General features: G+C 63.6%; 11 protein-coding genes. 7 read left to right on the top strand and 4 right to left on the bottom strand.

Annotation, left to right across the window (positions count from 1 at the left end):
- Positions 1-1452, bottom strand: a 1452-nt coding sequence (locus ACIQ17_RS23095; RefSeq protein WP_398471514.1) for a caspase family protein, incomplete at its 3' end; no start/stop codon positions are given.
- Between the two features lie 242 nt (positions 1453-1694).
- Here ACIQ17_RS23095 and chrA point away from each other — a divergent pair.
- From chrA to ACIQ17_RS23065, 6 genes are all read left to right on the top strand, one after another.
- The gene (chrA, locus tag ACIQ17_RS23090) at positions 1695-3107 is read left to right on the top strand and encodes a chromate efflux transporter (RefSeq protein ID WP_398471512.1); all 1413 of its coding nucleotides are present in this window, start codon (positions 1695-1697) and stop codon (positions 3105-3107) included.
- A 130-nt stretch (positions 3108-3237) separates the two neighbouring features.
- Entirely contained in the window at positions 3238-3618 is a 381-nt protein-coding gene (locus ACIQ17_RS23085; RefSeq protein WP_398471511.1) for a hypothetical protein, read from the top strand.
- 110 nt (positions 3619-3728) lie between these two features.
- Positions 3729-5774: a DNA topoisomerase IV subunit B gene (parE, locus tag ACIQ17_RS23080; protein ID WP_398471510.1), complete on the top strand. Its 2046-nt coding sequence runs from the start codon at positions 3729-3731 to the stop codon at positions 5772-5774.
- Positions 5775-5826: 52 nt separating this feature from the next.
- Positions 5827-6018, top strand: a complete 192-nt coding sequence (locus ACIQ17_RS23075; protein WP_398471508.1) for a hypothetical protein — start codon at positions 5827-5829, stop codon at positions 6016-6018.
- A 91-nt stretch (positions 6019-6109) separates the two neighbouring features.
- A complete protein-coding gene (locus tag ACIQ17_RS23070) occupies positions 6110-6880 on the top strand; it encodes an SDR family NAD(P)-dependent oxidoreductase (RefSeq protein ID WP_398471507.1) in 771 nt (256 codons plus the stop codon).
- Positions 6881-6901: 21 nt separating this feature from the next.
- On the top strand, positions 6902-7672 hold the full coding sequence (locus ACIQ17_RS23065; protein ID WP_398471505.1) for an SDR family NAD(P)-dependent oxidoreductase: 771 nt from the start codon (positions 6902-6904) through the stop codon (positions 7670-7672).
- Between the two features lie 12 nt (positions 7673-7684).
- On the opposite strand, the gene ACIQ17_RS23060 is transcribed toward ACIQ17_RS23065, so the two are convergent.
- Genes ACIQ17_RS23060 through ACIQ17_RS23050 form a run of 3 tightly spaced genes read right to left on the bottom strand, consistent with a single transcriptional unit; the run spans position 7685 to position 12794 of the window.
- Positions 7685-8533, bottom strand: a complete 849-nt coding sequence (locus ACIQ17_RS23060) for an amidohydrolase family protein (protein ID WP_398471504.1) — start codon at positions 8531-8533, stop codon at positions 7685-7687.
- A gap of 4 nt (positions 8534-8537) precedes the next feature.
- Positions 8538-11666, bottom strand: a complete 3129-nt coding sequence (locus ACIQ17_RS23055) for an efflux RND transporter permease subunit (protein ID WP_398471503.1) — start codon at positions 11664-11666, stop codon at positions 8538-8540.
- Between the two features lie 3 nt (positions 11667-11669).
- A complete protein-coding gene (locus ACIQ17_RS23050) occupies positions 11670-12794 on the bottom strand; it encodes an efflux RND transporter periplasmic adaptor subunit (protein ID WP_398471502.1) in 1125 nt (374 codons plus the stop codon).
- Positions 12795-12974: 180 nt separating this feature from the next.
- Here ACIQ17_RS23050 and ACIQ17_RS23045 point away from each other — a divergent pair.
- The coding region (locus ACIQ17_RS23045) for an exodeoxyribonuclease III (protein WP_398471501.1) at positions 12975-13427 on the top strand (453 nt) is incomplete at its 3' end.

Genomic DNA, 13427 nt, shown 5'->3' with positions numbered 1-13427 from the left:
CGAACCATAGACGAACGGTTCCTGGCTATTGCCAGTCGCAGCCATCACGTCGTCGCGAACCAGACCGAAGAACTTGCGGATTTCCACCCCGGGCTTGCCCATGTTCCGGATCAGCGCCGTGGCAAAGGGGCTGTTGGCCTGTCCGGCCACACCATCCGACGCCACCTGCCCCGCCTTGGCTGCATAAGCCACGAGAGTTGCACTGGATTCCGGCTCGATCCGGGCAAGACCCCTGCCCACCGATCGGCTCGCCACCGTCTTGGCCATGTCGCGCAGGAACGGATTGTCGCGGCAGGCATCCAGGATGACCAGCCGCAGTTTTCGCGCGCTCTCCACGCTCGCCAGCACCGAGTCCAGCGGCACCGCCTCGAACTGGACGGAACGGTCGGTTTTCAGCTTGGCATCCACAGGGATGAGGTAATTGGTGCCGCTGACCTCGATCCCGTGACCGGCATAATAGACCACCGCCCAGTCGGCCTTGGATGCCTCCACGGAGAAAGCGTTCAGCTTCTCGCGCATCGTGGCAGCATCGAGGTCGTTGTCGAGATGCACGGTCCTGAAGCCGGCGGCACGGAGTGAATCCGCGACCGCTTTGGCGTCGCTGCTCGGGTTGGGCAGCTTCGGCACGGAAGCATAGGCGCCATTGCCGATCACCAGCGCGACCCGGACTTCGCCGCCCGGCGCGTCCTGGGCAATGACGGTCGACGCGACAGGGCTCGGCGCGGGATCGGACGCCGCGGTGGCAATGGCCGGCGGAGACTTTGGCGCCGGCGCGGACACCGGCCCGCCCGCGCGCTCGCGGGCCTCGGCCATTTCACGCGGCGTCACGGAGGACGGATCAACGCGCCTCGCCTGCGCAAAATCGGCAGCCGCCTTGTCGGCCTGCCCGACCTGCTCATAGGCCATGCCACGCGCAACAAAGGTCTTGCCCGCACGCGGATCCATGCGCGCCGACTCGTTCAGATTGGTGAAGGCGCGCTCGACATCGCCCTTGCCTTGATAAGCCACGCCGCAGACCCGATAGGCCACGGCGTTGCGCGGATTGACGCGGATGATCGCATTGCAGTCATCGAGCGCCTTGTCGAATTCGCCGTTCTTCGAATAGGCCGATGCGCGGTTCAGCACCGTGACCGTGTCGTTCTGGCCAAGGCCGATCGCCTGCGTGTAATCCTTGATCGCCTCGTCATATTTCTTGAGCTGAAAGTAGACCGCGCCACGCGTGGAATAGGTGAGCGCAGAGTTGGGGCTGCGCCTGATCGCGTCATCAAGGGCCGTCAGCGCGCGGGCATAGTCGCCCTTCTTGAACAGCGCCACCGCCGCATTGTTGGCGCGTGCAACGGAGGCATTGCTTTCCGGCACATTGCGAATGGTCTGGGCGCCGACGGGAGCAATAACAGGCGACATCGCGATGGCCACCGCGACGACCAATCGTCGAAATCTCGAATACGTCATTGGCTCCCCTGCCCATGTTGCCAGCCTGTATCGGCATAATCGAAAATTCATGGCATAGTCAGGGCATATGGACGCGCCCGCCAGTGGCTGGCGATTGCGTTGGATGTCATGCGCCGACGAATTGACAGACGCGCCATCGGCCGATTTAGTTCATGCAATGGGGACCAGCGATCTCCCCATCAGGCAACATGTCCAGGAATCTTGCCCAAGCATCGCGTCCTGTTGTTCACCAAGGGCGCCGCATGTCTGCCAATAATCCGAACCGTCCCGACGTCACGTCGGGCGATTCCATCAACGCTCCAATTTCCAGCCACGGTATTTCATTCGCCGACGCGTTTCACGTCTGGCTGCGTATCGCCCTGCTCTCCTTCGGTGGACCGGCAGGCCAGATCGCGGTGATGCATCGCATCGTGGTCGAGGAGAAAAAATGGATCTCCGAAGCGCGGTTTCTGCATGCGCTCAACTACTGCATGCTGCTGCCCGGCCCCGAGGCTCAGCAGATCGCCACCTACATGGGCTGGCTGCTGCACCGGACGCTTGGCGGGCTCGTCGCCGGCGCACTGTTTGTGCTGCCCGGCGTCATCGCCATCATGGGCCTGAGCTATATCTATGCGGCCTATGGCAATGTCGGATTCGTCGCGGCGCTGTTCTTTGGATTGAAATCTGCGGTGCTCGCGATCGTCATCGAAGCCGTGATCCGCGTCGGCCGGCGCGCGCTCGGCAATCCGGTGATGTATGCGATCGCGTGCATTGCGTTCGTCGCGATCTTCTTCTTTGCGGTGCCCTTCCCGGTCATCGTGCTGACGGCCGGTATCGCCGGGCTGATCGGTGTGCGCCTCGGCTATCACCAATTCGCCGCGGTGCCTAATGGCGGTACATCGCAGGCCGCCATCGACAGCATGCTCGGGGATGGCATTCCCGATCACGCGCGCCCAAGTCTGCCGCGCACACTGCGTGTTCTGGCAATCTGGCTGGCGGTGTGGCTCGTTCCGGTGGCGGTCATCGTCGTAAGCCTTGGCTGGACCAGCGTGTTCAGCCAGATCGCCATCTTCTTCAGCAAGCTGGCCATGGTCACCTTCGGCGGCGCCTATGCGGTGCTGGCCTATGTGGCCCAGCAGGCAGCCGACCACTATCACTGGGTCACGGCCCGCGAGATGCTCGACGGGCTTGGCATGGCGGAAACGACGCCGGGGCCGCTGATCATGGTGGTGCAGTTCGTGGCCTTCATGGCTGCATTCCGCGATGCCAGCGGGTTATCGCCGATGCTCGCCGGAACGCTTGGCGGGCTGCTGGCAACCTGGGTGACGTTTGCTCCCTGCTTCCTGTGGATCTTCGTCGGCGCGCCCTACATCGAAGCCCTTCGCGGCAACCGCGCTCTTGCCGGCGTCCTGGCCGCGATCACGGCGGCCGTCGTCGGGGTCATCCTCAATCTGTCGATCTGGTTCGCGCTGCATACGCTGTTCCGGCAGAGTTTTGCCGTCGAGCGCTACGGCTTCAATTTCGATGCGCCGGTGCCGGCCAGCGTCGATCCCGCCGCGGTAGCGCTATCCGCAGCCGCAGCCATCGCCATCCTGCGGTTCAAGCTGGGCATGCTGCCGGTGCTGGGTGCGTCGTGCGTGGCAGGCGTCCTGCTGAAGGTCGCCGGGCTGATCTAGCTCATCACGCATCCCGACTTCGTGACCGGTAGCGGTGAACCATCCGGAGGTTGCGGAGCCTAATGGGCTCTCCGCCGGCTTGCCGACCTCGGCCAGGCGCCGGCCAATCACAATCCAAGAGGATGACGAAATGATCGGATCGCTGATGATCTGCGTGAGCGCTATCGTGTTGCTGGTCGGCATGGTTGCCGGGATCGCCATGGGGATCAAACAGGACTTCCTGCTATCGCCCGCCCATGCCCATCTCAATCTGGTCGGCGGCGTGCTGCTGTTCCTGTTCGGGCTGTATTATCGCGCGGTGCCCGCGGTCGGCCGCAGCCTGCTGGCGCGGATTCAGGGCTGGCTGCATATCATGGGCGGGCTGATGTTCCCGATCGGGATTGGCGTTACCCTTCTGGCCAACCACGCCTATATGGCGGTTCCCATCATCGGTTCACTGATCATGCTCGCGGCCATGGTGCTTTTCGTGGTGATCGTGCTACGCACCGAGCGCGCCGCCGCCGGGGCTTGAGCCCGGCGCTGCCGGCCGGTTAGCCCATGGACAGCCCAGTCGTGGCATAGTCATCGCAACGATTCGCCGCGGAACGCCGCGGCGACACATCAGACAAGACTTCAAGACACATGGCCAAGGCACTGAAACCGAAAGATAAAGCCGATCTCTTTGGATCGGCCGCCGCGAAATCCGCCACGCCCGCCAAGGCGCCTGCGAAGGCTGCCAACGCGGAAGCCGGCTACACCGCTGCCGATATTGAGGTCCTCGAAGGACTCGAACCGGTACGCCGCCGGCCGGGCATGTATATCGGCGGAACGGACGAAAAGGCGCTTCACCACCTGTTCGCCGAAGTGATCGACAACTCGATGGACGAGGCGCTGGCGGGCCATGCGACCTTCATCGAGGTGGAACTCACCGCCGACGGCTTCCTCACGGTCTCCGACAACGGCCGCGGCATCCCGGTGGATCCACATCCGAAGCAGCCGAAGAAATCCGCGCTCGAAGTCATCATGTGCACGCTGCACGCAGGCGGCAAATTCGACTCCAAGGTCTACGAGACCTCGGGCGGTTTGCACGGCGTCGGCGTCTCCGTGGTCAACGCCCTCTCCTCGCTGCTCGAGGTCGAGGTCGCGCGCAACCAGCAGCTCTACAAGATGACCTTTGCCCGCGGCATCCCGCAGGGCAAGCTGCAGGAACTCGGCAAGGTCCATAACCGCCGCGGCACCCGCGTGCGCTTCAAGCCAGACACCGACATCTTCGGAGCCAAGGCACATTTCAAGCCGCAGCGCCTGTTCAAGATGGCGCGCTCGAAAGCCTATCTGTTCGGCGGCGTCGAGATCCGCTGGAAATGCGATCCCGAACTGCTCAAGGGAATCGAGGACACGCCGCCGGAAGCCACCTTTCACTTCCCCGGCGGCCTGAAGGACTATCTGGCGGCAGCGATCCATGCCGACACGCTGGTGCATCCGGAGATCTTTTCCGGCCGCTCGGGCCGTAACGGCTCGCACGGCGCCTGCGAATGGGCTGTCGCCTGGACCGCGGATGCCGACGGCTTCATGGCCTCCTACACCAACACCGTGCCGACGCCGGATGGCGGCACGCATGAATCGGGCATGCGCAGCGCCATGCTGCGCGGCCTCAAGGACCACGCCGAGCGCGTCGGCCAGGGCAAGCGCGCCGGCACCATCACCTCGGAAGACGTGATGGTCGGCGCCGCCGTGATGCTGTCGGTGTTCGTGCGCGAGCCGGAATTCCAGGGCCAAACCAAGGACCGCCTCGCCACCGCCGAAGCGCAGAAGATCGTCGAACAGGCCATCAAGGACCCGTTCGATCACTGGCTGTCCGGCAATCCCGTGCAGGCCAACAAGCTGCTCGAATTCGTGCTGGAGCGCGCCGATGAGCGCCTGCGCCGCCGTGCCGAGAAGGAAACCTCGCGCAAGACCGCGGTGAAGAAGCTGCGCCTGCCCGGCAAGCTGGCCGACTGCACCAATACCGCGACCGAAGGCTCGGAACTGTTCATCGTCGAGGGTGACTCGGCAGGCGGCAGCGCCAAGCAGGCGCGCGACCGCAAGACCCAGGCCATCCTACCCTTGCGCGGCAAGATCCTGAACGTCGCCTCGGCGACCAAGGACAAGCTGACGGCCAACACCCAGCTCGCCGACCTCATGCAGGCCATCGGCTGCGGCACCGGCCCGCAATATCGTGAGGAAGACCTGCGCTATTCGCGCGTGATCATCATGACTGACGCCGACGTCGACGGCGCGCATATCGCATCATTGCTGATCACCTTCTTCTACCGGCAGATGCCGAAGCTGATCGATGAGGGCCACCTCTATCTGGCCGTGCCGCCGCTCTATCGCCTGACCCATGGCAGCAAGACCGTCTATGCCCGCGATGAGGCGCATCGTGACGCGCTCCTGAAGAGCGAGTTCAACGCCAATGCCAAGGTCGATATCGGCCGCTTCAAAGGCCTCGGCGAGATGATGCCGGCGCAGCTGAAGGAAACCACGATGGATCCGTCGCGCCGTACGCTGCTGCGCGTCCAGCTGCTGCCGGACGATCGCGAAGGCACCGCGGATTCCGTCGAGCGCCTGATGGGCACCAAGGCCGAAGCGCGCTTCGCTTTCATCTCGGACAAGGCCGAATTCGCCAGCGACGAGCTGCTGGACGTCTGAGGCTTTCGCCTGACGTCACGAAACCGGTTGCGGGGACGCGCGTATATCGCATATGCGCGCACCCCTGCTCACCCTTGGCATTCTCTCGATCCTGGTCGGCATGCTCTGGATCGGCCAGGGCACGGGTGTCGTGCCCTGGCCGCGGTCGAGCTTCATGATCAACCAGATGCCCTGGGCCTATTACGGCGCGGCACTGGCCGCGATCGGCATCGGATTGACCGGCTACGCATTGTCGCGCCCTTGACCGCATAGCCCCTTTCCTCCCACGCGCCCTCTTGCGATGATCCCCGTCAGGCGCACCGCAGAATGCGCCGGCAACGAATGGGGTGGATCGCGTGACAAACCAGCTATTTGATCTCAAGGGCCAAGTGGCCATCGTCACCGGCGGCAATGCCGGGATCGGGTTCGCCATGGCGCGCGGACTGGCAGAGGCTGGTGCGGCGGTCACGATCGCCGATCGCAATGCCGATAACTCCGCCGCCGCGAAAGAATCGCTAGAAGGCGATGGCCATCAGGTCCTCGCCTGCGTCGCCGATGTGACCGATCCCGCTTCCGTGGCGCAGATGGTCGCCGCGACGCGCGAGCGCTTCGGGCGCATCGACATCCTCATCAACAATGCGGGCATCAGCATCTCGGCACCGCTCGAGGAGATGGCTCTCGCCGACTGGCAGACGGTGATCGACGTCAACATGACCGCGCCCTTCATCTGCGCGCAGGCCGTCTACCCCGCCATGAAGGCGGCCAGGCGCGGCAAGATCATCAACATCGCATCGGTGCTCGCCCAACTCGGCTCCGGCGGCGCGGCGAACTACGCCACAAGCAAAGGCGGCATCCTGCAATTCACGCGGTCGCTCGCGACCGCCTGGGCCGCAGACAACATCCAGAGCAATGCGATCCTGCCCGGTTGGATCGACACGGACCTCACAAGCCGCGCCAAGGAACGCATCCCCGAACTGCACGATCGTATCGTTTCGCGCGTGCCGGCGGCGCGTTGGGGCCGGCCGGACGATCTCGTCGGCGCTGCAGTGTTTCTTGCCAGCAGCGCATCCGACTTCGTCAATGGCGCAGCGCTCACCGTCGATGGCGGGTTTTCCATTCAAGGCTGACAGTGTGAAGAGGACGACACCATGAACAAGGGACTGTTCGATCTCACCGGCCGCGTGGCGATCGTCACCGGCGGCAATGGGGGCATCGGCCTCGGCATGGCGCGCGGCCTCGCGGCAGCCGGCGCATCGATCGTCGTCGCCGGGCGCAACCAGGCGAAATCGGAAGCGGCGGTCACCGAGCTGGCCACGGCTGGCGTGAAGGCGATCGCACTGGCCGTCGATGTCAACGACTCCGCCACCGTGAAGGCCATGGTTGCCGACACGTTGAAGGCATTCGGCCGCATCGACATCCTCATCAACAATGCCGGCATCAATATCCGCAAGCCGCCACACGAGATCACGCTCGAAGAATGGAATGACGTGATCAAGACCAATCTCACCAGCGCTTTCGTTGCATCGCAGGCGGTGCAACCAGCGATGAAACAAACCGGTGGCGGCAAGATCATCAATATCGGCTCGATGCTGTCGATCTTCGGCGCCAGTTTCGCGCCGGCCTATGCGGCCAGCAAAGGCGGCATCGTGCAATTCACACGTTCCTGCGCCATCGCCTGGGCACCGGACAACATCCAGTGCAACGCAGTCCTGCCCGGCTGGATCGACACCGAGCTGACGCAGAACGCGCGGCGTGAAGTAGACGGCCTGTATGATCGCGTGCTGGCGAGGTCCCCGTCCGGGCGCTGGGGAGCACCGGGTGACTTTGCCGGGATCGCCGTCTTCCTCGCCTCGCGCGCGTCGGACTTCGTGACCGGCGCCGCCATTCCGGTGGACGGCGGCTTCTCGGTTCAGGGTTGATCGCGAAGCGCCTTACTTCTCGGCGAACAGCGCCCTTGCGTTGCCATGGGCGATTTTCTTTGCGATCGCGGGCGGCAGTTGCGCCAGCCAGGCGCGATACCCGGCCATGATGTCGTCATAACTCGCCCAGCGCTCCGGCACCCAGGTGTCGGAACCGACCAGGAAGCGATCGGGATAGGTCTCGAACAGGCGGCGCCATTCCGGCGTCAGCTTGCCCGCACCATCGACGATGCCGCTGCGATAGGACAGCTCGCCCCACAGTTTCGGATATTTTCCCAGCATCGCCGCCACGCGATCGGGCGCGAGGCTGAAACCGGTGTGGGCCCAGATGATCTGCGCCTTGGGATTGTGACGCATGAGGATATCGACGGCCTCGGCATCCGCATGGGCGTGCAGATAGAGGTTCTTCTCGACGGCGAAATCGACGGTCTTCTTCACCATCTCGGTATCGGCAGCCTTGCCGGTGAGATGGAATTCGCCGACGCCGCGATAGTAGCCGCGCTTGTATTCGTCCTGAACGAGATCGAAGATCACGGGATCGTTGAACCAAGATCCGATATCAGCACGAATGCGATAGGGCCGGATGAACGGCACCACCTGCACGCCGCCGGCCTTGCCTTCGGCCTGCTTCTCCATCAGCGCATGGGTGCCGGTGTTGGGGCGGCTGGTCGCGAGAATGCCCGTGACGCGGTTGCGCTTGAAGACTTCAAGCACTTCGTCGGGCTGATAATAGGGTTTCGGTTCCCAGTTGTAATGCATGTGGGCGTCGAAGATTTCGATACGGTCATCGGCGCGCGCAGATGCGGCGAGCAACATGGCGAATGCCGTAGCGGCACAGAGAGCCTTGATCGACATGGTCATGCTCCTACTCCGCTGCGACGGCGCGCGGGCGTCCGTCCAACTCATCGTCCTCGATCTGCGGCTGCAGCTTGCGCTTCAGTTTGCGATCGATGCGATCGAGATAGATGTAAATCACCGGCGTGATGTAGAGCGTCAGCAACTGCGAGAGGCAGAGACCGCCGACCACGGCAACGCCGAGCGGCTGCCGCAATTCGGCGCCGGCGCCGGCTCCGATGGCGATCGGCAGCGTGCCGAAAATCGCGGCGAAGGTCGTCATCATGATCGGCCGGAAGCGCAGCAGCGCCGCTTCGCGGATCGCATGCTCGGCGGAGAGACCGACGCGGCGACGCTCCAGCGCGAAGTCCACCATCATGATCGCGTTCTTCTTGACGATGCCCACCAGCATCACGATGCCGATCATGGCGATGACCGACATTTCCATCTTGAACAGCATCAGCGTCAGGATCGCGCCGATGCCGGCCGAAGGTAGGCCGGAGATGATCGTGATCGGATGGATGAAGCTCTCGTAGAGAATGCCGAGGATCACGAAGGCCGCGAACACGGCGGCGAGGATCAGCACGCCCTGACCGCGCAATGAATCCTGGAATACCTGCGCGGTGCCCGAGAATCCGGTCGCGATCGTCACCGGCAGCTTGCTGTCGCTTTCGATTTTCGTGATCTGGTCCACCGCATAGCCCAGCGAATAGCCGGGTTGGAGATTGAACGAGATCGTCACCGCGGGCTGCTGGCCCTGATGGTTGATCTGCAGCGGGCCGACCGTGGGCACCAGTTTCGCCACCGCCGACAGCGGGATGGTCTGGTTGGCCGAGGTCTTCATATAGAGCTTGGACAGATCGCTGGGATCGACGCGGAAATGCGGCTGCGCCTCGAGGATGATCTGGTAGTCATTGGTCGGCGTGTAGATCGTGCCGATCTGGCGCGCGCCAAAGGCGTTGTAGAGCTGATTACGCACCTGATCGACGGTGATGCCGTAGACCGCCGCTTTCTCGCGGTCGATATCGACCGTCATCTGCGGGTTCTTGATGTAGAGATCGGTCGTCACGTCGAGCAGGCCCGGCACCTTCGCGATGGCATCGCGCATCTCCGGCGCAAGGCGATAGAGCTGCTCGGTATCGCTGCTCTGCAGAACATATTGATACTGGCTCTTCGATGGACGGCCGCCGATATTCAGGTTCTGGATGCTCTGGAAGAAGGCCTGCAGGCCAGGCACCGCCGTCGCCTTCTGGCGCAGGCGCGCCATCACGACCGGCGCCGCCTCACGCTCCTTCTTCGGCTTCAGGGCCACGAACAGGCGGCCGTAATTGGCCGTCGCGTTCGGGCCGCCGGAACCGACGGTGGAGTTGATATAATCGACAGCAGGATCAGACTTCAGCACATCGACCAGCGCCGCCTGCCGTGCCTTCATCGCCTCGAAGGACGTGTCGGTGGCGGCTTCGGTGATACCGGTGAGGAAGCCCGTATCCTCCTGCGGGAAGAAGCCCTTCGGCACGATCATGTAGAGCCACACGGTGCCCGCGAGCGTGGCGAAGGTCACCGCCAGCATCACGGACTTGTAGGCGAGCACCCGGTCGAGCGTCCATTCATAGGCGCGCAGCCAGCCTGCAAACATGCGCTCGAACAGGCGCAGGACGACGTTTTCCTTGTGGTTCGGATCATGGGCCCGCAGCACGCGCGCGCACAGCATCGGCGTCAATGTCAGCGACACGAAGCCGGAAACGATGATGGCGACCGAGATCGTCACGGCGAATTCGCGGAACACGCGACCAACGATGCCGCCCATCAGCAGCACCGGGATAAATACCGCGATCAAAGAGAAGGTGATCGAGATGATGGTGAAGCCGATTTCGCGCGCGCCCTTCAGCGCGGCCTCGAAAGGCTGCATGCCGCGCTCGATGTGGCGGACAATGTTTTCCAGCATGACGATGGCGTCATCGACCACGAAGCCGACCGACAGCGTCATCGCCAGTAGCGTCATGTTGTTTATGGAGTAATCCAGCATGTACATGACGGCGCAGGTACCGAGGATCGAGATCGGCACCGCCAGCGCGGGAATGAAGGTGGCCGAGGCCGAGCGCAGGAACAGGAAGATGACGATGATCACCAGCACCACGGCGATCAGCAGCGTCTCCTCGACGTCCGCCACAGCCTCGCGCACCGAGACCGAGCGGTCCATCATCGTATTGACCTCGACCGAAGCCGGGATCTGTGCGCGCAGCGACGGCAGGCGCTCGCGCACGGCATCCACCACCGCCACGGTGTTGGCGTCAGGCTGTTTCTGGATCGCCAGCACGATGGCGCGTTCGCCGTTCAGCCAGGTGCCGACCTTGTCGTTCTCGACGGCATCATAGATCTTGGCGACCTCACTCAGCTTGACCGGCGAACCGTTGCGCCAGGCGACGACGATCTGGCCGTAATCGGCGGCCTTGGTCATCTGCCCGGATGCCTGCAGGGAGATGTCCTGCTTCGGCCCGTTCAGGGTGCCGACCGGCGTCGATGAATTCGCACGCGCGACCGCGGTGCGGATGTCCTCCAGCGACAGACCGCGCGCCGCGGCAGCCTCCGGATCAGCCTGGACGCGGATCGCGAATTTCTGCGAGCCGTAGATCAGAACCTGCGCGACGCCCGGAATCTGCGACAGCGCCTGCCCGATCGTGATGTCGCCGAACTCGTTGACCGATGACAGCGGCAGCGTCGATGAACTCAGCGCGATGAACAGGATCGGGAAATCGCCGGGGTTCACCTTCCGGAAGCTCGGCGGGATCGTCATCTCGATCGGCAATCGCCGCTGCGCGATGGTCAGCGCCGTCTGCACGTCGAGCGCGGCGGCATCGATGTTGCGGTTGAGATCGAACTGGATGGTGATCTGCGTCGTGCCTTGCGACGACGACGACGACATCGAGGTGATGCCGGCAATGGTCGAAAGCTGGCGCTCGATCACGCCGGCCACCGATGAAGCCATGGTGTCGGCGCTGGCGCCCGGCAATGTCGCGGTCACCGCGATGGTCGGGAAATCGACCTTTGGCAGTGCCGAGACCGGCAGCAGGCGGAAACCGAAAATGCCGAAGGCGATGATCGTCGCCGTGATGAGCGTGGTCATCACCGGGCGACGGATGCAGATCTCCGAAAGGGTCATGGCCTACGCCCCGGCCTTGCGCTTGCGGGACTCGACCTGCGTGCCCTGGGTCAGCAGCAACTGACCATCGACCACGACCTCCTCATTGCCGGACAGGCCGGTGGTGATCACCGACTGGCCCTGGAAGGTGCGATCGACCTCGACCGGCTGGATCTGCGCCTTGCCGTCCTTCACGACGAACACGAAGTTCCCGGTCTGGCTGCGTTGCACGGCGACCGTCGGCACCGTGACGCCATCCTCGACGCGAATGATCAGCTTGGTCTGGACCAGGGTGCCGGGCCACAGGATCTCGCTGGCATTGTCCATGATGCCGCGAACCGTGACCATGCCGGTGGTGGAGTCCACGGTGTTCTCGATCATGGCGACCTTGCCGGTCTCAGAGCGCTCGCTGTTGGGGATCGTCGCGATCACCCTGGTGGTGCCGGCCGTCATCGCATCGCGCAGATCCGCCAGCAGGCGCTGCGGGATCGTGAAGGTCACATAGACCGGCGCCATCTGGTTGATGGTGGCGAGCGGTGCCGTGTCCGCTGGCCGCACGAAATTGCCGACCTTCACATTGGCGGCGCTGATGCGCCCGGAGAACGGCGCCTTGATAATCGTGTAGCTCTTCTGGACCTTCAAGTTGTCGAGCATCGACTGGTCGGCCTTGATGGTGCCGGCGAGGATGTCGGCCTGCGTCTTGGCATTGTCGAGGCTGACCTGGGTGGTGGCGCCCTTCCCGATCAGGTCGGCGAAGCGGCGAACATCGCGCTCGGCACCGGCCAACTGCGCCTGATCCTTCGCCAGCGTGCCCTCAGCCTGCTCGATCTGGGCATCGATCTGGCGCGAATCGAGGGTGAAAAGCAGATCCCCCTCATTGACCTTGGCGCCGTCCTGAAAATGGACGGAGATGATCGTGGTCTCCAGGCGGGACTTCAGCGCCACCGACGAGATCGGCGTCACCATGCCGATGGCATCGACATCCACCGGCACGGGCTTGCGCTCGGCCCTGGCGAGTTCGACGGCCACGACGCGGGTCCGCGCCTGAGCCGGCCCCTTCTCGCCGCCCATCCACTGGGAGCGCGTGGCATAGCCGGCGACGGCGACGCTTGCGAGGACGACAAGAGCGGTCAATGTGCGTTTCTTCATCTGGCCTTCGTCACCTGGTACAGTCTTGTGGTCGAAGCTCGGGTGTCGCCCCCCGTATCCGTCCCTGGCTGTTTGTCTCGGCGCCTGTGCGCTTTAGGCTTAAAGCGTATCATGCCGCCGCGCGGGATGGTATGCCACCGCGACGCAATTCTGCCATTTTCGTTACCGGAATCCCATTGGATGAGAATAGCCACCTGGAACGTGAACTCGGTCCGCCAGCGCCTGGATCATCTGCTGACCTGGTTGCAGGAATGCCAGCCGGACATCGCCTGCTTGCAGGAGATCAAGTGCATGGACGACGCGTTCCCGCGCGAGCCCATCGAGGCGCTTGGCTACAATGTGGTCACCCACGGCCAGAAGACGTTTAACGGGGTTGCCCTGCTCTCCAAATACCCGCTCGATGAAGCCACTCCGCGCCTTGCCGGCGACGATCTCGACGAGCACGCCCGTTTCATCGAGGGCGTGGTGTCGCTGAAATCGGGCGTGGTGCGCGTCGCCTGCCTGTATCTGCCCAATGGCAATCCGGTGGAGACCGAAAAGTATCCCTACAAGCTGCGCTGGATGGAACGGCTGCGCGAATTCACCAAACTGCGCCTGAAGACCGAGGAGCCACTGATCCTGGCCGGCGACTTC

It is taken from the genome of Tardiphaga sp. (assembly GCF_044340795.1).
Classification (GTDB): domain Bacteria; phylum Pseudomonadota; class Alphaproteobacteria; order Rhizobiales; family Xanthobacteraceae; genus Tardiphaga.
Note: the sequence above shows the minus strand (reverse complement) of the source record. Positions and strands in the feature narration are given on the sequence as shown.

What these genes read in the sequence shown, in the direction of transcription:
- ACIQ17_RS23055 (WP_398471503.1), bottom strand. Translation starts at nt 11,666, where the DNA reads ATGACCCTTTCGGAGATCTGCATCCGTCGCCCGGTGATGACCACGCTC.
- parE (WP_398471510.1), top strand. Translation starts at nt 3,729, where the DNA reads ATGGCCAAGGCACTGAAACCGAAAGATAAAGCCGATCTCTTTGGATCG.
- ACIQ17_RS23085 (WP_398471511.1), top strand. Translation starts at nt 3,238, where the DNA reads ATGATCGGATCGCTGATGATCTGCGTGAGCGCTATCGTGTTGCTGGTC.
- ACIQ17_RS23050 (WP_398471502.1), bottom strand. Translation starts at nt 12,794, where the DNA reads ATGAAGAAACGCACATTGACCGCTCTTGTCGTCCTCGCAAGCGTCGCC.
- ACIQ17_RS23065 (WP_398471505.1), top strand. Translation starts at nt 6,902, where the DNA reads ATGAACAAGGGACTGTTCGATCTCACCGGCCGCGTGGCGATCGTCACC.
- ACIQ17_RS23075 (WP_398471508.1), top strand. Translation starts at nt 5,827, where the DNA reads ATGCGCGCACCCCTGCTCACCCTTGGCATTCTCTCGATCCTGGTCGGC.
- chrA (WP_398471512.1), top strand. Translation starts at nt 1,695, where the DNA reads ATGTCTGCCAATAATCCGAACCGTCCCGACGTCACGTCGGGCGATTCC.
- ACIQ17_RS23060 (WP_398471504.1), bottom strand. Translation starts at nt 8,533, where the DNA reads ATGACCATGTCGATCAAGGCTCTCTGTGCCGCTACGGCATTCGCCATG.